The following is a 24,192-nucleotide window of genomic DNA, read 5'->3' as shown; positions in this document are numbered from 1 at the left end:
TGCTGCTGGAAGTTGTACAGCCGGTTCAAGCCCCCGCCCAGAACTCCCGAAGCTCCCGGCGGGGGTCCTCCGCCACACGGGGCAGCTCATCCAGGATCATCGTCCTACGGCCGGGCCCGTACTCCGGCCAATCCGGCAAACCGGGAGCTGCGGGCCGGCCGCTTCCACGGCCGGGTCCGTTGCGTCGTGGTCTCCGACGCACAGGGAACGTGCTCCAGAGGCAACGCTCTCGCACTTGATGCGGCTTTTCCGGCAACGCTCTCGCACTTGATGCGGCTTTTTCACCCGCCGAAGAGCGGCGACAGGGACGTCCAGAACTGGCGGATGCCCAGGACGACAAACAGTAGGGCGCACACTCCCAGCGCTATGTTGGAGTGCAGCTTGTTGGCCCAGGCTTTGGGTATCCGCCTGCCGTTGAGCAGGCCGAGCAGGGTCAGTGCCAGGAACGGCATAAACAGTGAACCCAAAGCGCCGTAAAGCAGGATCAGGCCGATGGGCTGGCCCAGGGCGAAGAGGATCATGGGCGGGAACGTGAGCCAAAGAATGTAGAACTTGAAGTATTTCCCGCCCACCCGGGTATCAGGGTGTCCGGATTCCTTGCCCCGCATATTGCCCCAGAAGTCGGCGAACATCAAAGAAACGCCATTCCAGACGCCGATGATGGAGGAGAAGGAAGCGGCCCAGAAACCGACGAGGAACCCCGTTCCCACCACGTCGCCGTACTCCGCTTTCAGGACATCGTAGAGATCCAGCAGTCCTTCATCGCTTGCACTGAGGGAAACACCGGCGGAGCGGACAACCTCGGCACCGACGATGAGCATGGCGATCACGAAGATCCCTGTCATCACGTAGGCCATGGAGTTGTCGATCCGCATGACCTTCATCCACTTGGGCGTGTACCAGCCCTTTTCGCGGAGCCAGTATCCGTAGGCGGCCAGCGTGATGGTTCCGCCCACCCCGCCGGCCAGGGCCAGGGTGTAGAAGATGCCGCCATCGGTCGATGGGATCATCGGGATCAGGCCGGTGAGCATCTCCGGGATGTTCGGGGCGGCAATGATGGCCAAACCCACCACGGTCACGAACATCATGCCCACCAGCACGGCAGTGATCTTCTCGAAGGTGGCGTACTTGCCCCACCACACCATCGCGAAACCGGCCAGGCCCATCAGGATGGCCCACGCCCACAGCGGCAGGATTGGGAACACGGCCGCGAGCGGCAAGGCTGCGGAGGACATGGCAGTGGCTCCGTAGACGAAGCCCCAGATCATGATGTAAGGCCCGAAGTACCAGGTGGTCCACTTGCCGAGGGAACGCCATCCCTCGAAGATCGTCTTTCCGGTTGCCAGCGTGTAGCGTCCGGCGCCTTCAACGAGGATGATCTTCAAGACCACGCCAACGATGACCGCCCAGAACAGGCCGTAACCGTACCGGGAGCCCGCCACCAAAGTGGCCACCATGTCAGCAGCGCCCACGCCGGTGGCTGCGACCACCAGGCCAGGCCCGATGATGCGCCATTTGGCGGGACGGCCGCCGTCGTCATCAATCCGGTCGGCATGGCCGGCCTTTGAAGCTAGCTGCTGCTGCGCGGCCGTTGCCGGCCTGCTCGTTGGGCCGGTGCTGTCCATGGCGCCGTCGCTCATGACTCCTCCTCGGTGTCGGTGGTAGGCAAAGAACTCCTGCCAACCTAACCGCGAGTGGCGTCACCACCAAGGCAACCCGCCCCGAAAGCCATAAGCAGCCTGTCAGTCGTCCTTCGAACCTGTCTGCCGATGAGTGAGCTTGTCCAGGAGCCGGTCCACCATGCCGACCCCCGGTCCCACCGTCTTATGGAACAGCTCCGAATGCGGGGCGCTTGGGTGCGGCCTGGTGGGTGCCACCTTTTTCGCTTTCTCTACTTTTTGCCCCAATTCGATGAGTTTTTCGCGGGGAATGTGCAGGCGGAGCTTCGGGAACTGCTCGGATTCCTCGTCGTTGGCGTGATGGGTCAGCTGTCCCTCAAGCTCACCCACGAGTTCCATAAACTCCCGGTCGGAGGAATCAACCTTTTCCAGCCGCTTCATCAGCTTGACGATGTCGTCATGCTCCTTCTTGTCGTGCTCCACCTCTTCTTTTCCGTTGGGCACGTGGTCCTCAATGGCGGGATAGACGTACATTTCCTCCGCGACGGCATGGCGCATGACTTCGGCAATCAGGGTGTCCGCAAGGTCCCTGCGCGCGGTGCCATCCGGCGTGCTTTTGATCTGCCCGATCAGTGCAACCATGTCCTGGTGGTCACTGGTCAGGATGTCTACGACATCCACGTTCGTTCCGGCGGAATCAGTATCACTCATGAGCTCGCCTCCTCCTGGATCGCTTCCGGTAAGCGACGTAAGAGGGTCAAAGTACCATGCGGCAACAACACGATCCATAGGGGAAAATCCGCTGCTCCGCACAGGCACAGGTGCACGAGGCGCAGCCGAATGAAGCCAGGCCAGCAAGGCACCCCAGCCGGCATGACCGCCGTCGCGCGCCTCTGGCTTAGAGCTCAAACGCAGCGCCGGCCCCTTTCAGGACGCGCTCGATGGAGCTGCTGCTGAAGGGGCCGGACGGCAGTGACGGAATGACCTGCTTAGCGTGCGTTGAGGAGGTGTTCGATGGCGAGCTGGTTGAGGCGGACGAAGGCGAAGGAGCGTTCGGCTGCTTTGTCGGCGTCGAAGTCTTCGAACGCGGTGGTGTCGTTGAGCAGGTCGGTGGCGGTTTCGCCGGCGGTGAGGGTGGTTTCGCCGAGTTCGAAGACGCCGGAGGCGGCGAGGGCTTCCTGGACCTGGGGGTCGGCGCGGAACGCGGTGGCGCGTTCTTTCAGGAGCAGGTACATGGACATGTTGGCTTTGGCGGATTCCCAGACGCCGTCGTACCCATCGGTGCGGGAGGGCTTGTAGTCGAAGTGCCGCGGGCCCTCGTAGCGGGGGCCGCCGTTGGGGAAGCCGTTTTCGAGCAGGTCCACGGTGAAGAAGGCGCTGGTGAGGTCGCCGTGGCCGAAGACGAGGTCCTGGTCGTACTTGATGCCGCGCTGGCCGTTAAGGTCAATGTGGAACAGCTTGCCGGCCCACAGGGCCTGGGCGATGCCGTGGGTGAAGTTCAGCCCGGCCATCTGCTCGTGCCCGGTTTCGGGGTTCAAACCCACGATGTCGCCGTGTTCGAGCTGGGCGATGAACGCCAGGCCGTGCCCGACGGTGGGCAGGAAGATATCGCCGCGGGGTTCGTTGGGCTTGGGCTCCAGGGCGATCCGCAGGTTGTAGCCCTTGTCCTTGATGTACGCGGCGGCGGTGTCCACGCCCTCGCGCATCCGGTCCAGGGCCGCGGAAAGGTCCTTGGACCCGTCGTATTCGCTGCCCTCACGTCCGCCCCACATCACGAACGTTTCGGCGCCGAACTCCGCGGCGGAATCGATGTTCCGCAGGACCTTGGACAGGGCGAAGCGGCGGATGGAGCGGTCGTTGGAGGTGAACCCGCCGTCCTTGAATACCGGATGGCTGAACAGGTTGGTGGTCACCATCGGGACCTTCAACCCGGTCTCGGCCAGGGCCGCCTTGAAGTTCTTCAGGATCAGCTCGCGCTCCGAGGCCGTGGCCTCAAACGGGACCAGGTCGTTGTCATGGAAGGTGATGCCGTAGGCGCCCAGCTCGGCGAGGCGGTGGACCGCCTCCACCGGATCCAGCGCCGCACGGGTCGCAACACCGAACGGGTCGGCACCGGTCCAGCCAACAGTCCAAAGACCAAAAGTGAACTTCTCAGCGGGGGTCGGGGTAAGAGTCATGATGCGTCCTTGCAGTCAAAGAGTAAGGCCGGAAACAGCCAATTAGTTTATAAATTGAACTATATGGTTGCGGCGGCAGCACCGTCAAGGGAGGTGGGGACGGGCTGCGTCTGGAAGGCTGTCAGCCGCGCCGGGCAGGCCGGTCGAAGCGCCAGCCCTCGGACTGTAGTTCCGGAATGACCTGGTCTACTGCTTCCACCGTCTGGCTCCTGTCCCCGCCACCGTCGTGCAGGAGCACCACCCCTCCCGGCGTGATGCCATCCCTGATGCGGCGGACCAGTTCTGCAGTCCCCGGGGGATCCCAGTCGCCCACCACCGTGGCCCAGCCAAGCGGCTGCATGCCCATGCTTGCGGCTACCTCCGGAGTTTGTCCCCAGCTTCCATAGGGAGCGCGGAAGTAGTTGATTTTCGCCTCCGGCACGGCCTCGCGGATAACGGCACTCGTCTCTTCGAGATCGGCCCTGATGGCCTCGGCGCTCCAGCCACCCATGTTGTGGTGATGCATCGTGTGGTTGCAGAGCAGGTGGCCCGCGTCCGCGACCTGGCGGACAACCTCGGGGTGCTGCTTCACGTGGTCTCCCCACAGGCAGAAGGTGGCCTTGACGTGGTGCTTCTCCAGCACGGCCAGCAGCTTTGGGGTGTTGACGGGATCGGGACCGTCGTCGAACGTCAGGCTTAGGTACTTGCCCTCGTGCCTGGTTGAATCGACGATCGCGGGGGTGGCCTGGTCGGCCTGGGCAGGAGCTGCGCCAGCAAGGCCTGCCGGAACGGCAGCACCAAGTGCCACAACGGTGGCAGCGAAAGGCAGCGCCGCCCTGCGTAGAAATGACGGGCGGCGAAGTGGGAAGTTCATGTCTACCTCATCGGAGTCACGGGAATTTCCGGTAATTTCCGGAATGCGCTGAGCGTAGGCTTGTGCTAATCACCTCGTCAAGGGTGCGCCAAGAGGAGTTTCGGAGCGCAGGGATTACGTGTTGCGGGGCGCGGCGGTGCTCTCCCTGGCCACAAGCCTGGTGGAGAGTTCCACGCGGGGGCTTTCAACACCCTCGCCCTGAAGCATCCGAAGCACGGTGCGCGCAGCAAGTTTGCCCATCTCCGCCAGCGGCTGCCGGACGGTGGTCAGCGGAGGAGACGCCCAGCGGGCTTCCGGAAGGTCGTCAAATCCAACGACGCTGATGTCCTCGGGCACCCGCAGCCCCTTCTTTCGCACTGCCTCGTAGACGCCGAGGGCCATTTGGTCGCTCGCGGCGAACACGGCAGACGGTGGTTGGGGCAGCTCAAGCAACCGGCACCCGGCGCGAAACCCGGACTGGTAGTCGAAGTCCCCGTCCACCACCAGGTCGGGATCAAAGGGGATCCCGGCCGCGTCAAGGCCCGCGCGGTAGCCGTCCAGCCGCGCCCTGCTGCACCACAGGCCAGGTGTGCCGGCAACGAATCCAATCCGCTGGTGGCCGATTCCAGTGAGGTGCTCGGTTGCACCGACCGCTCCGGTCCAGTTGGTGGCACCTATCGTTGGCACGTCCAAGTCCGGCACGCCCGCAGGATCAATCACGACTGCGGGGACGTGCAGGCGCTGCAGTTCGGCCCGCAGGAAGGAATCGAGGTCTGTGGTGACCAGAATGGCCCCGTCACTCGCCCTGGCACTGACGTTGTCCAGCCACTGCCGGGTGGAGGTGGGACTTGTTTTGCGGTGGATCGCGGACACCACCGTCGAAGCCCCCGCTTCATTGGCGGCTTCCTCCACGCCACGGATGATTTCCACCGCCCAAGGGCTGTCCAGGTCGTTGAAAACAAGGTCAATAAGGCCTGACCGGACATCCGGGCGGATCCCCCGCCGTTGGTAGCCGTGGTCCCGCAGCAGGGCTTCCACCCGCTCGCGGGTACGCGCGGACACATCGCCCCTGCCGTTGAGCACGCGGGAAACTGTAGGCACTGACACCCCCGCTTCGGCAGCAATAGCCGAAATCGTGACTGCCGGGCGCTGGCTCTCGGGCACGCATTCCTCCTGGGTCGCTGCCAGTATAGGCCTTCATGTCGCACCGCCAGCCACGGCATTTTCGGCGAAACCCTTGACGCGCTCTCCGAAACGCTCCTAATCTACAACAACCAAGTTCCGGAATTTTCCGGAAAGGTCTGGTCGGAATCAGGTTCCCGATCGGCTCGTACTCAAAGGAGAGCTCTTTATGAAGGTTGCACAAATGGTTGCTGCCGCCGTCATGGCGTCAGCGTTTGTCCTCCCCACGGCACTGCCAGCAGTTGCCGACGGGAATGACAAGCCGCAGCCCCCGGGCCTTGCCAAGCAGGACACCCTGCGCTGGGCCGCACCGAAAAACGTTCGAATTGGCACGGCAGTTGCCGGCGGTGGCCACCACGAGACGATGCCCTATGCCAACCCTTTCACTTCAGACCAGCAGTACCGTGAAGTCCTGGCCTCAGAGTTCAGTTCGGTTTCGCCGGAGAACCAGGCGAAGTGGGAGTTCATCCACCCCCAGCGCGATCAGTACCGCTTCGCTGAGATGGACGCCATCGTCGAGTTCGCCCAGCAGAACGGCCAGGTGGTCCGCGGCCACACGCTGTTCTGGCACAGCCAAAACCCGGCTTGGCTGGAGCAGGGCAACTTCAGCAAGGACGAGCTTCGCTCCATTCTGAAGGACCACATCACCACTGTTGTTGGCCGGTACGCGGGCAAGATCCAGCAGTGGGATGTCGCCAACGAGATCTTCAATGACAACGGTACACTCCGGACCACTGACAACATCTGGATCCGGGAACTTGGTCCGGAGATCATCGCTGATGCTTTCCGGTGGGCGCACGAAGCCGATCCGAAGGCCAAGCTCTTCTTCAACGACTACAGCGTGGAAAGCATCAACCCCAAGAGCACGGCCTACGTCGGACTCATCTCGAAGCTCCTGTCCCAGGGCGTCAAGGTGGACGGCTTCGCCGTGCAGGGCCACCTCAGCACCCAGTACGGCTTCCCCGGCGACCTGCAGGCGAACCTTCAGCGCTTCGATGACCTCGGCCTGGAAACCGCCGTCACGGAAATCGATGTCCGCATGAACATTGCTGCCGGCACCAAGCCGACCAAAGAGCAGCTGGCCAAGCAGGCCAGTTACTACCAGCGCGCGCTGGAAGCCTGCCTGAATGTTGAGGACTGCAAGTCCTTCACCATCTGGGGCTTCAATGACAAGTACTCATGGGTGCCGGTCTTCTTCAACGGCCAGGGCGAGGCAACGGTGATGTGGGAGGACTACACGCGCAAGCCTTCGTACGACGCACTGCAGTCCACGCTCCTCAAGGCCAATCCGGGTGGTGAGCAGCGTGCCGGCCACCACCCCGCCTACCAGCAGTAACACCACCGGCAGTCACTCATAAAGGTGCGGCCCGGAACCACGTGGTTCCGGGCCGCATTGCCGTTTCCTGCTGCTAGCCCTTCACAGCATGGATCCGGTAGGTGAGGGAATGTGACTCACCTGGTTCAAGGACAGCAAGGTCCTGCCCGGAGTTGAAGGCATCGGGCGGACAGGTCATCGGCTCGACAGCCAAGCCCTTCCGGCCGCGCAGTTCGCCCGAGTAGAGCTGCAGCCAGGGGGCCTCGGTTCCAGTAGCTTCCACCACTGCCGAAAGCCTGAGGGCGGGGTTGCGCAGCGTGACGTTCCAGTCCCCTTGGGGGAGGTCTGTAAAGGCGTGGTCGAGCGACTGCGAAGCCAGCATGCGCGGCTCGGGAAATGCGAAGTCCGTACCTTTGGTGTCCAGGAGCTCCGTGGGCTGGAGCCTGCTGTCAGTGAGGAGAACTTTGCCGGCCCGGAAGCTCAATTCACAGTTGCCGACGTCCTCGCCGCCCACGGTGATGTAAGGGTGGGAGCCGCAGCCGTAAGGGGCTGCCGCCGTGCCGCAGTTGGAGGCGTGAAGCTCGACCCGAAGCCCTGTGCCGCTGTCCAGCGCGTAGCGCACCGAGAGCGCGAGCTGGAACGGGTAGCCAGGTTCTCCGTGCAGCAGATGGGTGAGTAGCACTTCACTGTCCGAGCTGTGCTCTACCTGCCAGGCGTTCCACAGTGCAAGCCCATGCAGGGCGCTGCCGGTAGTGGCCTCGTTTACCGGCAACTCATAGCGCCGGCCGGCGAAGGTGTAGGCGCCGCCGGCTACACGGTTGGGCCAGGGCAACAGCACCTTCCCCGCGTAGGCTGGCGGCAGTTCGTGCTCGGGAAAGGGCAGCACAATGTCCTGGCCTTGGAATGACAGGCTTACGAGTCCGGCCCCCACGCTGGCGACAGTAGCCGTATAGGCCCCCGCCTTGAGGGTGATCAGATCTCCGTTGGGCCCCGCACTGGACATGGTGTTCCTTTCAGGAAGATGCTGCCCGCGAATCAGTCGGGGCAGATTGCAGTACTTTGGCGGACAACAAGGGATGTTGCCAAGTCAAGGCGCAGGTTGTTGGGCCGTTCACCTTCCCGGAGCCGCAGGACCATGCGCGCCGCCTCTTCAGCCATTTCTATCAGGGGCTGGTGCACGGTGGTCAGCGCGGGGCTGGACCACCGTGCCACCTGGAGGTCGTCATAGCCCACGATGGACAGCTGGGCCGGGACTGAAATTCCCAGCTGGCGGGCTGCGTCCAGCACGCCGAGGGCCTGCAAATCACTTCCGGCGAAGATGGCGGTAGGCCGCTGCTCCATCTGCAGCAGCTCAAGGGCGTGCTTCCGGCCGCCGTCCACGTGGAAGTCACCGTATCGGATCAGGGTCCGGTCGATGGGGATGCCCGCGGTGTTCAGGGCCGAGCTGTAGCCATCGATCCTGGCGAGGGAGCACATCATGTCCTCAGGCCCGGAGATGGCGGCAATGCGGGTGTGGCCGAGTTCGATGAGGTGGCGGGTGGCCATCATGCCCCCGGCCCAGTTGGCTGAACCAACCGAAGGCACGTCGGGGGCAGGGTCACCTGCCGGGTCGATGATCACGAACGGGATGGAGCGGGCATCCAGTTGCTGCCGGTACTCCTGCGGCAGATCGGAAAAGACGAGCACCACCCCGGCGGGCCGGCGGGCCAGGACCCCTTCGATCCAATCCGTTCCGGGAGCATGCCTGGTGCCGCTTTCGGTGAGGATGACGCTCATGCCGTTCGCTTTGGCGACGTTCTCCACACCGCGGATGATTTCGAGCGCCCACGCACTTTCAAGCTCATGGAACACAAGCTCCAGGAGGGCGGATTTGGACGCCGTCGTTTTCCGCCGCTTATAGCCATGCTCCTCGAGGAGCTCCTCAACTTTCGATCGCGTTTTACGAGAAACGTCCGATCGGCCGTTAAGAACCTTCGAGATGGTGGACAACGAAACGCCCGCTTCCTCTGCCAGTTGGGCCAAGGTAACGCGCGCGTCGGACGATGCAGGGCTGGACATGAGGACCAGCATAGCGGGCGTTTCGTCCATTGGTGCCCGAAATACTTACACCTTGCGCCCTAGGTGTAACGCAACTTACACTGGCAACCGTCACATAACTTTCGATCAAAGTATCGAAACTTTCGAGAGGCGTTCGAAGATGAACAACCATGGATGGGTAGCCCGCACTATCGCAGGCGGTGCGGCACTTGCCCTTGGCCTGACAATGGCAGGCTGCTCCGGCGGGTCCGGCGCATCAAGCCGGCCGGAGAATGAACTCCACGTCGCGATGTACGGCGACGCAGGCAACGTAGTTGAGCAAAAGATGATCGACGCCTTTAACGCTACTTCCGAGGTAAAGATTGTCCTGGACAAGATTCCAGGTGCCGAATACCAGTCCAAGCTGCAGACGATCATGGATACCCCCACCGCACCGGATATCTTCTTCAACTGGGGCGGCGGCAGCATCAAGAGCTTTGTGGATGCCGACCTTGTGCTTCCACTGGACGACTTCATCAAGGAAGACCCGCAGCTCAAGGACGCTTTCCTGCCGTCTGTGTTTGAAACTGCGGTTATCGACGGCAAGTCCTACGGGGTTCCCATGCGGGGAACCCAGCCGGTCATGCTTTTCAACAACACCAAGGTCCTGGCTGACGCGGGCATCAGCAAGCCGCCGGCCACCTGGGATGAACTGCTGGAGGACGTAAAGATCCTCAAGGACAAGGGCATCACCCCCATTGCTTTGGGGGCCGGTGACCGGTGGCCGACGCTGATGTGGTTTGAGTACCTTTACGACCGCGTTGCAGGCGAGGGTCTGTTCCAGAAGGCGCTGGAAGGGGACAGCAGCGTCTGGGAATCCGAAGAAAGCCGCAAGGCGCTTGGCATGCTCCGCGAGTTGGTGGATGCGGGGGCCTTTGGCACCAACTTCGACTCCGTGAAGTTCACCGACGGCGGTTCGCCTGCCCTTCTTGCCAGCGGCAAGGCCGGTTTTGAGCTCATGGGCTCGTGGGAGTACTCCACGCAGCAGAGCAATGATGCTGCGTTCGCTGCGGATGTCCTCGGCTACAGCGAGTTCCCGAAGATCGAGGGTGGAAAAGGCGACGAGGACAACCTCGTGGGCAACACGAACAACTTCTACTCGATCCACAAGAACACGCGCTATCCGGAAGCCGCCCGCGACTTCCTGAAGCTCATGTACTCGGATCAGTTCGTGGAGGAACAGGTGGCCATCGGCAACCTTCCCACCACCACGAACACGGAAAAGTTCCTCGACAAGGCTGCCGACCCCGAGTACGCCAAGTACCAGTTCAGCCTGGTGAAGGAAGCGCCGTCGTTCCAGCTTTCCTGGGACCAGGCGTACCCGCCGGAAGCAACTGTCACCATCCTCACCGCCGTCTCCCAGTTCTTCAGCGGACAGATTGATGAAGACGGCTTCATCAAGGCCATGCAGAGCCTTTAGGAAAAATCATGACGACGACGCTTGCCAACCGCAGGCGCCCGGAACGTGCGGGCGGCCCTGAAAAGGGCCGTCCCACACGCCGGGGCGGCTCCACCTCGAGCCGCCCCGGCTTTGTCTGGGCTCTTCCTGCCACTATCTTCTTTGGGCTTTTCGCGCTCGTGCCGCTTGTTGCGGTGGCGGTGCTGTCCTTCACTACGTGGAGCGGTCTCGGCGATCCCAAATTTGTGGGGCTCAAGAACTGGGAGGCTCTTTTTGAGGACCCGGTGATGCTCCAGAGCCTCTGGCTGAGCCTGCTGTTTATTGCGCTCGGCATCATCACCCAGACTCCGCTGAGTATCCTGCTCGGCGTCTGGGCGGCCGGAAACCAGAAAAACCGCGCCATCCTGAGCGCCATCTACTTCGTTCCGCTGCTGCTGTCCTCCGCGGCGATTTCCGTCCTGTGGCGCGCCCTCCTCGACCCCAACTTCGGCCTCCCCGGCCAGCTGTCCTGGCTGTTCGGGGACGGCAACCTCCTCGGCACGCAGACCGGCGCCATTGCGGTGCTGATCTTCGTGGGCATGTGGCAGTTCACGCCGTTCCACACACTGATCTACCAGGGTGCCGCCCGCCAGATCCCGCCGGTCCTGTACCAGGCGGCGTCGATCGACGGGGCCGGCACCGTCAGGCAGTTCTTCAGCATCACGCTGCCGCAGCTGAAGAACAGCATCATCACGTCGGTGATCCTTATGGTGGTCGGCGGCCTGACGACTTTTGAAACAGTCCTCATCCTGACCAACGGCGGACCGGGAACCGGCACCACCATCACCGCTTTCCACATGTACCAGGAAGCCTTCCGCAGGTTCGATTTCGGCACCGGCAGCGCGATTGCGCTGGTCCTCGTCGTCATCTCCACGGCGATCTCCTTCGCAGTGGTCCGCGTTTCCGGGTACGACAAGATGCGCAGTTCCATGGAGGGGCTCTAAATGAAAACGCGTCCGAATTACCTCGCCGGCGTCGGAGCCTTCATCTGGCTGGCCATCGTTGCTGTTCCGCTGTACGTTATGCTGTCCGCGACGTTCCAGACGCGTGCCGAGTTCGGCGACAACGGGCCGCTGTCGTTCCCCACCAGCTTCACCCTGCAGAACTACGTGGATGCCATCAGCAGCGGTTTCGGCAGGTACTTCCTTAACACGGTTATCGTCACCCTGGGTGTGGTTGGCCTCGTCCTGCTGTTGGTACCTCCGCTGAGCTATGCCATTGTGCGCAGCCAAAGCCGTGCCGCGACGGCCATCTTCCGCCTGTTCCTGCTGGGCCTGGCGATTCCTGCCCAGGCTGTCATTGTTCCGGTGTTCTACCTGATCAACACGGTGGGCCTCTATGACAACCTGCTAGGCGTCATTCTTCCGACGGCGGCCTTCGCACTCCCGATCTGCACGATCATCCTCAGCGGCACCATGCGCGACATCACGCCGGACCTTTATGAGGCCATGGCCATGGACGGCGCATCCCCCGCCCGTGCCTTCCTGCGCCTAGTGCTGCCGCTGTCCAAGGGCGGCCTGTCCACCATCGCCGTGTTCTCAGCGCTCCAGGCGTGGAACGGCTTCCTCTTCCCGCTGATCCTGACGCAGTCTGAATCCACCCGTGTGGTCACCCTCGGCCTGTTCAACTTCCAGACTCAGTTCGGCATCAACATCCCCGGACTCCTGGCGGCCGTGACCCTATCCATGGTGCCGGTACTGCTCGCCTACCTCTTCGCGCGCCGCGCGCTTGTCCAGGGCCTCATGGGCGCTGGCGGAAAGTAATCATGACAGAAACCAAAACTCACAGCGCGCCGTGGCGCGACACCGCGTCCACCCCCCGGGAGCGCGCCGACAGCCTGATTGCCGCCATGACGCTTCGGGAGAAGACCGCACAGCTCTTCGGCATCTGGGTAGGTGCTTCCACGGAGGGCGGCGAAGTAGCCCCCCACCAGAATGAGATGAACCCGGCGGTTGACCTCGACGAGATCCTGCCAAACGGCCTGGGACAGCTCACCAGGCCGTTCGGCACGGCCCCTGTCGACCCGGCGTTGGGTGCCTTGTCGCTTCAGCGGACCCAGCAGCGCATTGCCGCCGCCAACCGCTTCGGCATCCCGGCTTTGGTCCATGAAGAATGCCTGGCGGGCTTCGCCACCTGGCAGGCCACGGCCTACCCCGTGCCGCTCGCGTGGGGCGCCACCTTCAACGCTGACCTCATCCGTACGATGGGTGCGTCGATTGGAGCCGACATGCGCTCGGTGGGCGTGCACCAGGGCCTTGCCCCCGTCCTCGACGTGGTCCGCGATGCCCGCTGGGGCCGCGTGGAGGAAACGATCGGCGAGGACCCCTACCTGATCGGAACCCTCGCCACCGCCTATATCCAGGGCCTGGAGAGCAGCGGCATCGTCGCCACGCTTAAGCACTTTGTGGGCTACTCGGCCTCAAAGGCAGGCCGCAACCTGGCCCCCGTCTCCGTTGGCGCCCGCGAGCTGTCAGACGTCCTGCTTCCGCCCTTCGAGATGGCCATCCGGGAGTCAGGCGTCCGCTCCGTCATGCATGCGTACACGGACCTGGACGGTGTCCCCTCGGCAGCCGACGCTTCCCTGCTCACTGACCTCCTGCGCAACACGTGGGGCTTCAATGGCACTGTGGTCGCTGACTACTTCGGCATCGCCTTCCTGAAAAACCTGCACGGCGTCGCCGGGTCCCTCGGCGAAGCTGCAGCAGCCGCCCTGGCCGCCGGGGTCGACGTCGAACTTCCCACCGTGCACGCCTTTGGCGGGCACCTTCTGGCCGAAGTCGAAGCCGGGCGCGTTCCGGTCAGCCTCATCGACCGTGCCCTGCGCCGGGTGCTCGTGCAGAAAATCGAGCTGGGCCTGCTGGATGAGGACTGGTCTGCCGTTCCCCTTGCCCTGCAGGACACCGATCTGCAGAACAGTGCCGGGCTGCAGGGCAGCATCACCCTTGACACCGCGGCAAACAGGAAGCTCGCCGCCCAAATTGCCGAAGAGTCGATCGTCCTGGCCAGCAACAACGGCATCCTGCCGCTGCGCAATCCCGGCCGCATAGCCGTCGTCGGGCCCAACGCCGACAACACCGCGGCTTTCCTCGGCTGCTACTCCTTCCCGGCACACGTCGGCGGGCAGCACCCGGACATCCCGGTTGGCATCGAGCTGCCCACCGTGGCGCAGGCCCTGCGGGCCGAATTCCCGGACAGCCGCATCACGGTAGCGGCCGGCTGCTCCATCGACGGCCCGTCCGCTGAGGGATTTGACGACGCCGTTGCTGCCGCCGGCGAGGCCGACGTCGTCATCGCTGTGATGGGTGACCGCGCCGGCCTGTTCGGCCGGGGAACCAGCGGTGAAGGCTGCGACGTGGAATCCCTGGTGCTCCCGGGCGTCCAGCAGCAACTGCTGGACCGGCTGATTGAAACCGGTGTCCCCGTGGTGCTGGTGCTCCTCACAGGCCGCCCTTACGCCGTGGGGTCCGCCGTCGAAGAGGCCGCCGCAATCGTGCAGGCATTCTTCCCCGGCGAGGAAGGCGGGCCGGCTGTGGCGAAGATCCTCAGCGGCAGCGTCAACCCCAGTGGCCGTCTGCCGGTAAGCATTCCCGCCCGGCCGGGCGCCCAGCCTTCGTCATACCTGGCCTCTCCACTGGCCCAGGCCAGCAGCGTTTCCAACATCGATCCGGCGGCCGCCTACCCCTTCGGCCACGGCCTCAGCTACACCACGTTCGAATGGAGCGGCCTGGAACTGGACGGGTCCTCCACCGTGGCGGTGGATGGTGCGGCGAACGCCAGCATCACCGTCACGAACACCGGTGAACGGGCCGGCGTCGAACTCGTCCAGCTGTACCTCCACGATCCGGTGGCCTCAGTGGTCCGCCCGGTGCAGAAGCTGGTGGGGTATGCCCGCGTGCCACTGGAGGCGAAAGCTTCGGCGAGGGTTTCCTTTACGGTGCCCGCCGACGTCACATCGTTTACGGGCCGGGATGGCAAGCGAATCGTCGAGGCCGGCGACGTGGAACTCCGCTTCGGGGCTTCCAGCGGGGACATCCGCCTGCGGGCCGGGTTCCGGCTGACCGGTGAAACACGCATCGTTGACCACAGCCGCCGGCTGCACTGCGATGTCACGGTGACGCCAGGCAACTGAGACAAGAGGCAGGTGGCCGCGCCCTTGGCACGGCCACCTGCAAGCCGAAAGGAATTCCATGGGAACGCCGCACTGCCTGACTGTCCTTGCCACGACCAGATCCGACGTTGATGACAAGCTGAACGTCTCCATCCAACAGCTCCGGGCGTTGGCCCAGGAAAACCCCGTACGGGGCATCCTCGTAACCAGGCGCGGCCCGGGCAGCTTCACCGTCGAACTGAGCGATCAGGTGCCCTATGGGGAGACGTGGGAATCCGTGCAGTTCACACCCGTTGACGGCCAAGGCCCGGCCTCCAGCCGGGAAAGGTAGCTGAATAAGGCGCTGAGCCCGAAGGTCCAGGGCTCCATGTCCTCGGTGGTCTGCGTCCGGTTGATCAGCGCGCCGAGCTGCGGGCTGCTGATGGTGACCACGTCGCCGGGCTTGTGTGTGAAGCCGAGCCCTTCGGCATCACGGTCCTGCGTTGGAGCGAACAGTGTCCCGGTGAAGAGGGCGAAACCGTCGGGGTACTGGTGGTGCCGGCCGTGGGCTGCTGCCATGAGTTCTTCGAAGGGGCGGCTGATGCGGGCAAGGCTGTTGCGGCCCTCCAGGCGGTAGCCGTCCATGCCTTCCACGGTAAGGGTAATGTCCTCGCTTCGCAGCGAGTCCAGCGTGAAGTCCTGGTGGAGAAGACGGATCAGCGGACCGATGGCACAGGAAGCGTTATTGTCCTTGGCCATACCGAGGAGGAGCGCACTGCGGCCCTCCACGTCCCGCAGGTTCACATCGTTCCCCAAGGCTGCACCCCGAACCGTCCCGGCTGAGTCGGCAATGAGCACAAGTTCCGGCTCCGGGTTGTTCCACGAGGAAAATCCGGGGATGCCGACGGCGGAACCGAAACCAACGGAAGACAGGACCGGGGCTTTGGTGAAGACCTCCGGGTAGGGGCCAAGTCCCACCTCCAGGTACTGCGACCACATGCCCTGGCTGGACAGCACCTTCTTGGCCTCCCGGGCCTCTTCAGACCCGGGGCGCAGGGAATCCAGGCTGCCGCCCAGGGCCTCGGCAACGGTTGTGCGGACTTCCGCTGCCCGGTTGAAATCACCGCCGCACCGTTCCTCGATGACGCGCTCGATCAGGCTCTCCACAAAGGTGACCCCGCAGGCCTTAATGACCTGGAGGTCGATCGGGGACAGCAGGTGGGGCCGGTCCCGGTCCCCGCCGAGCGAGGCTTCCACCAATTCTGCCAGGTTCCAGCGAGGAGCGCCGGCTGTCTGCAGAACGAAGTCCACCGGGTTCCAGTGACACATGAGCCCGGCGACAGTGCGGACCCCGGGGGTGAGATCAAAGACCTCATCACCCCGGACGCACACCACCCTTGGACCGCCGGAGGCCGGATCCCACACTCGGCCAACGAGGACCGCGTCTGCAGCGTCGGCCGGGAGAATGGGCAGCGATGCCGTGGTGGTCATAGCCTGTCCAGGCTCTCTGGGGTGCGCTCGAGGTTAAAGTAGGAACGGGCATCCGGCGGCCTGATGTCAGCTACAGCGTCGTTGAAGATCCTCATCGGATGCGGTGTGTACGGGTGCTCGGCGATGGCGTCGAAGTCCAGTTCGACGCCGAGGCCGACACCGTCGGGGATGAGAATGTCCCCTTCCTCCGTCAGCTGGAGGCGCTCGTTGGAGATCTCGCTCCGCCATGGGACGTCCGAGGCCATGATCTCCAGGTAACGGAAGTTGGGCAGCATGGCGCCGAGCTGCAGGGTGGCCGCGGTACTCAGGGGCCCGCTCGGGTTATGCGGGGCGAAGGGAATGTAATGGGCTGCGGCGAGCGTAGAGATGAATGACAGTTCCAGCAGGCCGCCGGCGTGCGTGACGTCCGGCTGGATGTAGTCAACTGCGTTCCGTGCGAGGACGGGGACAAAGGTGTTCCGTCCAAACCAGCGCTCCCCGGCCGCGATCGGCACAGGCGATTTGGACCGGATCTCAATAAGGGAGTCGATGCCGTCCGGCGGGCATGGTTCCTCGAAGAACACTGGTTGAAATCGCTCGATTTCGCGCGCTACCCGGATGGCCGTGGGCACGTCGAACCGGCCGTGTCCTTCAATAAAGATTTCAACATCATCGCCCACTGCCTCCCGCACAGCGGCCACGGGCTCAAGCATGCGCCGCAGATCCCGCGGGCCAAGTGTCAGGTCCGCTGCCTCGAACGGATCCCACTTGAGTCCGCGGAAGCCCTGGGCAACTGTCTGAACAGCGGCGTCGGCGAAGTCCTCAGGGGTTTTGGCTCCGGAGAACCAGCCGTTGGCGTAGGCCCGGACCCGGTCCCGGACCTGTCCGCCGAGCATGCGGTGCACAGGTACACCCAGGGCGCGTGCCGAAACATCCCACATCGCCATTTCGAGGGCACTGAGGGCAGTCATCGAAACAGGGCCACCACGCCAGTACGCGTCCCGGTTGAGTTCGTAGATGGTCTGGGCGATCCGGGTAGGGTCCTTACCCCGGACCGCGTCCGCGAGGACAGCGACGGCGCCGCGGACAGCGTGTTCCTGCCCCTCAAGGGTCGCCTCCGCGACGCCGGTGAGGCCGGAGTCCGTGTGCAGGCGGACAAAGATCAGGTTGGTCCGGTAAAAATCGACGACAACAGTGTCGAGGCCCGTGATGATCATCCTCGCCAATCTCACCCCTTTGCTGTGCCCGCGGGAGGGGCCGTGGAGTCGCGGACAATCAGCTGGGTGGCCAGTTCCACCCGGTGGGAATCGAGGATCTCCCCCCGGGCCTGGCGCAGGAGCGACCGCAACGCTGCGCGCCCCATTTCCTCCAGCGGCTGGGCTACGGAGCTGAGCGCCGGGATGGATTCCTCGCCCTGTTTTGTTCCGTCGAAGCCGATAAGGCTGATATCTTCCGGAACCCGGATACCGTGGCGGCCTGCTTCCCCGAGAACACCCAGGGCGATGCTGTCACTTCCGGCAAAGATGGCCGTGGGCCGTTGGTCGAGCTGGAGCAGCGCCTTGAGCCCGGTGATCCCGCTTTCACGGCGGAATTTGCCGCCGGAAATAATGTACTGGGGCTCCACGGGAACGCCCTGGGCCATCAAAGCCGCCATATAACCGTGCAGCCGCGCCTGGTTGCATTCAGCCCCCGGTATACCGCCAATGTAGGCGATACGCCGGTGCCCCAACTCAAGCAGGTGCTCTGTCGCGGCTTTGCCGCCGGCCCAGTTGGTCGCTCCTACGCTCACCACATCGGCTGAGGGCGGGTTGAGCGGGTCGATGACGACGACGGGAATGTGGCGGCGGCGGAACGCATGCAGCTGCGCCTCGCTGAAAGCGGACGTCACCACAATCATCCCCGCCCTGCCTTCGTCCATCATGCGCTGGGCGCGGCGCTCCGGGCCGCGGGGGCTCGAGGGTGCCGGACCCGTGACGCTCAACAGAATTTCAACATCGGAAGCCGCCGCGAACTGCAGTACCCCGTTGAGAACCTCAATCATGTAAGCGGAGTCAAGCACGTCAATAACCACCTCCACGACGTTCCCTGCCTCCGCAGTGGAACGGCGCTGCAGGGGGGACTGGTACCCCGCCTGCTCCAGCGCGGCGAGTATTCGGGCCCTGGTTTCGGGCGCTACATCTTCCCGCCCGTTGACTACCTTCGAAACGGTAGGCGCCGAGACGCCGGCTTGGCGCGCCACGGATGCGAGCGTCGGTTTGGCCCGCTCCGGCATCTTCAGTGCCATGAATTCGCAACCTTTCGAAAAGTTTCGGGTGTTTCATTCTTTCCTTGCCCTATGCCGCCGGTCAAGGGGTGCAACCGAATGCACAAGAAAGTCTTGGGCCCCTATTGACCTCTACCACTCCGCACCTTTAGTTTAGACCGTGACCTAAATCACGGATTCGAAATATTTCGAAACGCGATGCTGCGTTCACGGCCCCGACCTTTGCAACGAAGCAATTTCAGATGGAGAAGCAATGAAGCAACCCCAGACCTCCCGCCGCTCTTTCCTCGCCCTTGCTGCCCTGACTCCCTTCGCCGCCATGATGGCGACTGCCTGTGGGACGTCGGGACCGGGCACCTCCAGCGCAGGCGGGGGCGCCAGCATGTGGTACCTCTCCGGCCAACCCAACGAGACCACCATGCAGAAGGCCGTGGACGCGTTTGCCTCCGCGAACCCGGACAACAAGATCGCCGTGACCTACTTCCAGAACGACGCCTACAAGACCAAGATCAAGACGGCCATCGGCGCCGGCCAGGCGCCCACCATCATCTATGGCTGGGGCGGCGGCACCCTGAAGACCTACGCCGAAGCCGGACAGGTGGACGACCTGACCGGCTGGTTTGACGAGAACCCGGACCTGAAGGACAAGTTCTTCCCGGCGTCCTTCGGTGCAGCCACCGTCAACGGAAAGATTTACGCGGTGCCCAACCAGTACGTTGCGCCGATCGTCCTGTTTTACAACAAGGAACTGTTCGAAAAGGCCGGCGTCCAGCCACCCAAGACCTGGGAGGATGTCATGTCCCTGGTGAAGACCTTCAATGACATGGGTGTGGCACCCTTCTCCCTCGGCGGACAGTCCCGCTGGACCTCCATGATGTGGCTTGAATACCTGCTTGACCGGATTGGCGGCGCGGAGGTCTTCAAGGCCATTTTCGAGGGCAAACCCAATTCCTGGATGGATCCAGCCGTCATCGAGACCGGCACCAAGATCCAGGAGCTCGTCTCCGCGGACGGCTTCATCAAGGGCTTCTCCTCCATCGCCGCAGACTCCAATGCCGACCAGGCGCTTCTGTTCACGGGCAAGGCCGCCATGATGCTGCATGGTTCCTGGACCTACGGAGCCATGAAGAAGAATGGACAGAACTTCGTCCAGGACGGAAAGCTCGGCTTCGTTCAGTTCCCGACTGTAGCCGGCGGCAAGGGCGACCCGAAGAACGGCGTGGGCAACCCCGCCCAGTACATGTCGATCTCGTCCAAGGCCACCGACGCGGAAAAGGAGACGGCGAAGAAGTTCTTCAAGGAAGGCATCCTGACCGAGACCGTCATCGATACCTACATCAATTCCGGCTCCGTCCCCATCGTCAACGGCATCGAGGACAAGCTGAACACGTCCCCTGACAAGGACTTCCTCAACTTCGTCTACGATCTGGCCAAGAACGCTCCGAATTTCCAGCAGTCCTGGGACCAGGCCCTGAGCCCCACGGCTGCCGAAGCCCTGCTGAACAATATCGACCAGCTGTTCCTCAAGTCGATCACCCCGCAGCAGTTCGCTGAGAACATGAATGCCACGCTCGGAAAATGAGTAACGCCGTCTCCACCGCCCGTAAGCCCGTTGCCCGGGCCGCCCGCTCCAAGGGCGACCCGGGCCATAGCGGACAGCGCAACGCCGCCCTCGCCTGGCTGACACTGCCTGCCCTGTTCTTCTTCCTGGTGTTCGCCGTGGTGCCGCTGGCCGGTGTCCTCATCCTGAGCTTCGCCAGCTGGGACGGCATCGGTGCCATCGGGTCGGCAGGGCTGGGCAACTGGTTTTCCGTGCTCGCGGACCCCGGGCTGTACAACGCCCTGGGACTGACCTTCCTGATCATGATTGCTTCCTGGCTGGTCCAGACGCCCATCAGCCTCCTGTTGGGTGTCTTCACCGCGGGGAGCCAGCGGTACCGGGCTGCCCTGGCCGTGCTGTACTTCCTGCCGCTGCTGCTCTCATCGGCAGCAGTCGCCATCGCCTTCAAGGCCCTGCTGGACCCGAACTTCGGCCTGGCCACCGGGCTGGGACTGCCCTTCCTGGCCCAGGACTGGCTGGGTGTCCCCCACCTGGCCCTCGGGCTGGTCATCTTTGTGATCGCCTGGCAGTTCGTTCCCTTCCACACGCTCATTTACCAGGGCGGGGTGCGGCAAATTCCCAAGTCACTCTACGAAGCAGCGGAAATCGACGGGGCGGGAACCATCAAGCAGTTCTTCCACATCACCCTCCCCCAGCTGAAGTACACCATCATCACCTCCTCCACCCTGATGGTGGTGGGGTCCCTGACGTACTTCGACCTGATCTTCGTCCTCACCGGCGGCGGCCCGGGCAACTCCACACGGATCCTTGCCCTGGACATGTACCTGCGGGGTTTCCGGGCCAACCTCATGGGCCCGGCCAGCGTCATCGCCGTCATTCTCGTACTCATCGGCCTTGCACTCGCCTTGTTCCTCCAGCGCCTTGGAGGCAAGGACAAGCAGGGCAGCCAATTGGAAGGTATGTAGGGTGAGCACCGTCCTGAAAAGCAGCACGGAGGAAACTCCCACCGGTTCCCGGGCCAACTCCGCCGCCGTCCAGCGGGGGCTCGGTTTCCGGATGAGGCGGCTGAACATCTCGGCCGGCCTCGGCGGCTGGATCTGGCTGGCCATCATCATCATTCCGGTCTACTACGTGGTCATCACGAGCCTGAAGACCCAGGAAGGGTACTTCGGCCAGAATCCGCTGGCGCTTCCCACCTCCCCAACGCTGGAAAACTACCAGCTGGTCCTCGAGGCTGACTTCGCGAAATACTTCATGAACAGCGCCATCGTCACGCTGGGTGCCGTCATTCCGACGGTATTGGTCTCCTTCATGGCCGCGTTCGCGATTGTCCGGGGCAAGGGCAGGTTCCTGAAGCTGGTCAACGGCGTGTTCCTGATGGGACTGGCCATCCCGCTGCAGGCAACGATCATCCCGATCTACCTGATGATCATCCGGCTGAACCTCTACGACAGCCTGCTGGCACTCATGCTTCCCTCCATCGCCTTTGCCATCCCGCTGACCGTGCTGATCCTGTCCAACTTCATCCGCGACGTTCCAAACGAACTCTTCGAGTCGATGCGGCTGGACGGCTGCAGCGAATGGCAGACCATGTGGCGGCTTGCCCTGCCGCTGACCCGCCCCGCGATCGTAACAGTCGCCATCTACAACGGCCTGCACGTCTGGAACGGCTTCCTGCTTCCGCTGGTCCTCACCCAGAGCCCGGGCCTGCGCGTCCTTCCCCTGGCGTTGTGGAGCTTCCAGGGCGAATACAGCGTCAACATCCCGGCCGTGCTTGCCTCGGTGGTGCTCAGCACCCTGCCCATCCTGGTGCTCTACGTCGTGGGCCGCCGGCAGCTGCTCAGCGGCCTCACCGCCGGCTTCAGCAAGTAACACCCAGGAACTTTCACGAAAGGACAGACCCATGACCCCCGCACAGCCCCTTCGCGTCGGCATGGTGGGTTACGCCTTCATGGGCGCAGCACACTCCCACGCCTGGCGCACCGCACCACGGTTTTTCGACCTGCCGCTGCAGCCCCGGCTGACCGCCGTCGCCGGCCGGAACGCCGATGCCGCCAGGGCGGCCGCCGACAAGCTGGGCTGGGACTCGGTGGAGACGGACTGGCGCCGCCTGATCGAGCGCGACGACATCGACCTGATCGACATCTGCACACCCGGCGATACCCACGCCGAGATCGCCATCGCAGCCCTCGAGGCCGGCAAGCACGTCCTGTGCGAGAAGCCGCTGGCGAACTCCGTGGAGGAAGCCGAGCGGATGACCCTCGCCGCCGAGACCGCCGCCAAGCAGGGAGTCATGTCGATGTGCGGCTTCAGCTACCGCCGCACCCCGGCGCTGGCGCTGGCCAAACGGTTCGTGGAGCAGGGCAGGCTGGGCGAGATCCGCCACATCCGGGCGCAGTACCTGCAGGACTGGCTCTCCGACGCCAACGCCCCCATGACCTGGCGGCTGGACAAGAGCAAGTCCGGGTCCGGGTCCCTCGGCGACATCGGTGCGCACAGCATCGACGCCGCCCAGTGGGTGGCCGGCCAGAGCATCACCGGCGTTTCGGCGCTGCTTGAAACGTTTGTCCCGGAACGCCCGCTGGCCGGGGACCTCGTGGGCCTGGGCGGCCACGGCGACCTCAGCGGCGATGCGCCCCGCGGGAAAGTCACCGTGGATGACGCCGCCATCTTCAGCGCAAAGTTCGACGGCGGCGCTTCCGCGGGTGCGATCGGCGTCTTTGAAGCCACGCGGTATGCGCTGGGCCGGAAGAACGCGATGCGCCTGGAGTTGAACGGCACCAAGGGCTCCCTTGCCTTCGATTTCGAGGACATGAACGTCCTGTCCTTCTACGACGCGGCAGAGTCTCCGGACGCAGGCTTCCGGAAAATCTTCGTCACCGAACCCGAGCACCCGTACGTCGGCAACTGGTGGCCCACCGGCCACGGCCTGGGCTACGAGCACGGATTTACCCACCAGGTGGTGGACCTGGTCACCGCAATCGGTGAGGGCCGCCAGCCGGAACCGTCCTTCGCGGACGCCCTGCAGGTCCAGCGGGTCCTGGCCGCCGTCGAGGCCAGCGCCGCCAACTCCAGCCATTGGCAGAAGGTCTAGGAACGTGAGCACAGGAGAAGGAACCCCCATGACACGACCAATCACGCTTTTTACCGGCCAGTGGGCCGACCTGCCGTTCGAGGAGGTGGCCCGGCTTGCCGGCGAGTGGGGCTTCGACGGGCTCGAGATCGCCTGCTGGGGCGACCACCTGGACCCCCGCCGGGCGGCGGAGGACGACAACTACCTCCAGGGCCGGCTGGACATCCTGGAAAAGAACCACCTGAAGGTCTTCGCCATCGCCAACCACCTTACCGGCCAGGCTGTGTGTGATGACCCCATCGATGAACGTCACCAGGGCATCCTGTCCGCGGAAATCTGGGGCGACGGCGAAGCGGAAGGCGTGCGCCGCCGGGCCGCGGAGTCCATGAAGGACACAGCCCGGGCCGCCGCGCGCCTGGGCGTCAAGACAGTGACGGGGTTCACCGGATCCTCCATCTGGAAGGCGGTGGCCATGTTCCCGCCCGCCTCCGAGGCAATGATCGACGCCGGCTACCAGGACTTCGCGGACCGCTGGAACCCCATCCTGGATGTCTTCGACGAGGTGGGCGTCCGTTTCGCGCTGGAAGTCCACCCGTCCGAAATCGCCTACGACTACTGGACCGCCAAGCGCACCCTGGAGGCCATCGGCCACCGCAAGAGCTTCGGGCTGAACTTCGACCCGTCCCACTTCATCTGGCAGGACCTGGACCCGGTGATGTTCCTGCAGGACTTCGCAGAACACATCCTCCACGTGCACGTCAAGGAATCGGTCCGGCAGCTTGACGGCCGCAACGGCCGCCTCGGCTCCCACCTGGCCTGGGCAGACCCGCGGCGCGGCTGGGACTTCGTCACAGCCGGGCACGGGGACGTCCAGTGGAACCGGATCTTCCGCGCCCTGAACGCCATCGGCTACACCGGGCCCACCAGCATCGAGTGGGAGGACGCCGGCATGGACCGGCTCGTCGGCGCACCGCAGGCACTGGCGATGGTCCAGGAACTCGCCCGGATCGCCCCGCCGGCTGCCGCCTTCGACGCAGCCTTCGCCAGCCGCTGACACATACTTTCCGGCCCCCCGGCCGGCAGCCAACCAAAAGGAAAC

The 24,192-nt window shown here is 63.9% G+C and carries 20 protein-coding genes; 10 read left to right on the top strand and 10 right to left on the bottom strand.

What is annotated here, in order from left to right; genetic code table 11:
• Positions 1-281: 281 nt before the first annotated feature.
• The 5 genes from AC5RUQ_RS01645 to AC5RUQ_RS01625 form a co-directional block, all read right to left on the bottom strand.
• A complete protein-coding gene (locus AC5RUQ_RS01645; RefSeq protein ID WP_493945669.1) occupies positions 282-1,640 on the bottom strand; it encodes an Nramp family divalent metal transporter in 1,359 nt (452 codons plus the stop codon).
• A 102-nt stretch (positions 1,641-1,742) separates the two neighbouring features.
• On the bottom strand, positions 1,743-2,330 hold the full coding sequence (locus tag AC5RUQ_RS01640; protein ID WP_493945668.1) for a hemerythrin domain-containing protein: 588 nt from the start codon (positions 2,328-2,330) through the stop codon (positions 1,743-1,745).
• Between the two features lie 278 nt (positions 2,331-2,608).
• A complete protein-coding gene (gene xylA / locus AC5RUQ_RS01635; RefSeq protein WP_493945667.1) occupies positions 2,609-3,796 on the bottom strand; it encodes a xylose isomerase in 1,188 nt (395 codons plus the stop codon).
• Between the two features lie 121 nt (positions 3,797-3,917).
• Positions 3,918-4,649: a polysaccharide deacetylase family protein gene (locus AC5RUQ_RS01630; protein ID WP_493945666.1), complete on the bottom strand. Its 732-nt coding sequence runs from the start codon at positions 4,647-4,649 to the stop codon at positions 3,918-3,920.
• A 114-nt stretch (positions 4,650-4,763) separates the two neighbouring features.
• Positions 4,764-5,792, bottom strand: a complete 1,029-nt coding sequence (locus tag AC5RUQ_RS01625) for a LacI family DNA-binding transcriptional regulator (RefSeq protein WP_493945665.1) — start codon at positions 5,790-5,792, stop codon at positions 4,764-4,766.
• A 187-nt stretch (positions 5,793-5,979) separates the two neighbouring features.
• On the opposite strand from AC5RUQ_RS01625, the gene AC5RUQ_RS01620 reads away from it, so the two are divergent.
• Positions 5,980-7,146: an endo-1,4-beta-xylanase gene (locus tag AC5RUQ_RS01620; RefSeq protein WP_493945664.1), complete on the top strand. Its 1,167-nt coding sequence runs from the start codon at positions 5,980-5,982 to the stop codon at positions 7,144-7,146.
• A gap of 73 nt (positions 7,147-7,219) precedes the next feature.
• On the opposite strand, the gene AC5RUQ_RS01615 is transcribed toward AC5RUQ_RS01620, so the two are convergent.
• Both AC5RUQ_RS01615 and AC5RUQ_RS01610 read right to left on the bottom strand, forming a co-directional pair.
• On the bottom strand, positions 7,220-8,128 hold the full coding sequence (locus tag AC5RUQ_RS01615; protein ID WP_493945663.1) for an aldose-1-epimerase: 909 nt from the start codon (positions 8,126-8,128) through the stop codon (positions 7,220-7,222).
• Between the two features lie 32 nt (positions 8,129-8,160).
• Positions 8,161-9,183, bottom strand: a complete 1,023-nt coding sequence (locus AC5RUQ_RS01610; protein ID WP_493945662.1) for a LacI family DNA-binding transcriptional regulator — start codon at positions 9,181-9,183, stop codon at positions 8,161-8,163.
• 139 nt (positions 9,184-9,322) lie between these two features.
• Between AC5RUQ_RS01610 and AC5RUQ_RS01605 the strand changes: the two genes are divergently transcribed.
• The 4 genes from AC5RUQ_RS01605 to AC5RUQ_RS01590 are packed head-to-tail and all read left to right on the top strand — an operon-like array spanning position 9,323 to position 14,768.
• Complete coding sequence (locus AC5RUQ_RS01605; RefSeq protein WP_493945661.1) at positions 9,323-10,621, top strand: extracellular solute-binding protein; 1,299 nt, start codon at positions 9,323-9,325, stop codon at positions 10,619-10,621.
• 8 nt (positions 10,622-10,629) lie between these two features.
• Complete coding sequence (locus AC5RUQ_RS01600) at positions 10,630-11,583, top strand: carbohydrate ABC transporter permease (RefSeq protein ID WP_493945660.1); 954 nt, start codon at positions 10,630-10,632, stop codon at positions 11,581-11,583.
• Complete coding sequence (locus tag AC5RUQ_RS01595; RefSeq protein WP_493945659.1) at positions 11,584-12,402, top strand: carbohydrate ABC transporter permease; 819 nt, start codon at positions 11,584-11,586, stop codon at positions 12,400-12,402.
• Positions 12,403-12,404: 2 nt separating this feature from the next.
• Positions 12,405-14,768: a beta-xylosidase/alpha-l-arabinosidase gene (locus tag AC5RUQ_RS01590; RefSeq protein ID WP_493945658.1), complete on the top strand. Its 2,364-nt coding sequence runs from the start codon at positions 12,405-12,407 to the stop codon at positions 14,766-14,768.
• Between the two features lie 234 nt (positions 14,769-15,002).
• On the opposite strand, the gene AC5RUQ_RS01585 is transcribed toward AC5RUQ_RS01590, so the two are convergent.
• From AC5RUQ_RS01585 to AC5RUQ_RS01575, 3 genes are read right to left on the bottom strand one after another with little or no spacing between them, the layout of a single operon-like run.
• Positions 15,003-16,217 (bottom strand): fumarylacetoacetate hydrolase family protein, encoded by a 1,215-nt coding sequence (locus tag AC5RUQ_RS01585; protein WP_493945657.1) that lies wholly within the window; start codon positions 16,215-16,217, stop codon positions 15,003-15,005.
• Positions 16,214-17,413, bottom strand: coding sequence for a mandelate racemase/muconate lactonizing enzyme family protein (locus AC5RUQ_RS01580; RefSeq protein ID WP_493945656.1), 1,200 nt, complete (start codon positions 17,411-17,413; stop codon positions 16,214-16,216). Before AC5RUQ_RS01580 ends, AC5RUQ_RS01585 begins: the two co-directional genes overlap by 4 nt.
• An 11-nt stretch (positions 17,414-17,424) precedes the next feature.
• The gene (locus tag AC5RUQ_RS01575; protein WP_493945655.1) at positions 17,425-18,480 is read right to left on the bottom strand and encodes a LacI family DNA-binding transcriptional regulator; all 1,056 of its coding nucleotides are present in this window, start codon (positions 18,478-18,480) and stop codon (positions 17,425-17,427) included.
• Positions 18,481-18,712: 232 nt separating this feature from the next.
• Between AC5RUQ_RS01575 and AC5RUQ_RS01570 the strand changes: the two genes are divergently transcribed.
• From AC5RUQ_RS01570 to AC5RUQ_RS01550, 5 genes are read left to right on the top strand one after another with little or no spacing between them, the layout of a single operon-like run.
• Positions 18,713-20,041, top strand: coding sequence for an extracellular solute-binding protein (locus AC5RUQ_RS01570; protein ID WP_493945654.1), 1,329 nt, complete (start codon positions 18,713-18,715; stop codon positions 20,039-20,041).
• Positions 20,038-20,985 carry a carbohydrate ABC transporter permease gene (locus AC5RUQ_RS01565; protein ID WP_493945653.1) on the top strand — a complete coding sequence of 316 codons (948 nt, stop codon included), beginning with the start codon at positions 20,038-20,040 and terminating at the stop codon, positions 20,983-20,985. The genes AC5RUQ_RS01570 and AC5RUQ_RS01565 overlap by 4 nt, the downstream gene beginning before the upstream one ends.
• A gap of 1 nt (position 20,986) precedes the next feature.
• Positions 20,987-21,892, top strand: a complete 906-nt coding sequence (locus AC5RUQ_RS01560) for a carbohydrate ABC transporter permease (protein WP_493945652.1) — start codon at positions 20,987-20,989, stop codon at positions 21,890-21,892.
• 31 nt (positions 21,893-21,923) lie between these two features.
• Positions 21,924-23,114 (top strand): Gfo/Idh/MocA family protein, encoded by a 1,191-nt coding sequence (locus tag AC5RUQ_RS01555; protein ID WP_493945651.1) that lies wholly within the window; start codon positions 21,924-21,926, stop codon positions 23,112-23,114.
• A gap of 28 nt (positions 23,115-23,142) precedes the next feature.
• On the top strand, positions 23,143-24,147 hold the full coding sequence (locus tag AC5RUQ_RS01550) for a sugar phosphate isomerase/epimerase family protein (RefSeq protein ID WP_493945650.1): 1,005 nt from the start codon (positions 23,143-23,145) through the stop codon (positions 24,145-24,147).
• The last annotated feature ends 45 nt before the right edge of the window (positions 24,148-24,192 follow it).

The organism is Arthrobacter sp. MDT2-3, assembly GCF_059090465.1.
Note: the sequence above shows the minus strand (reverse complement) of the source record. Positions and strands in the feature narration are given on the sequence as shown.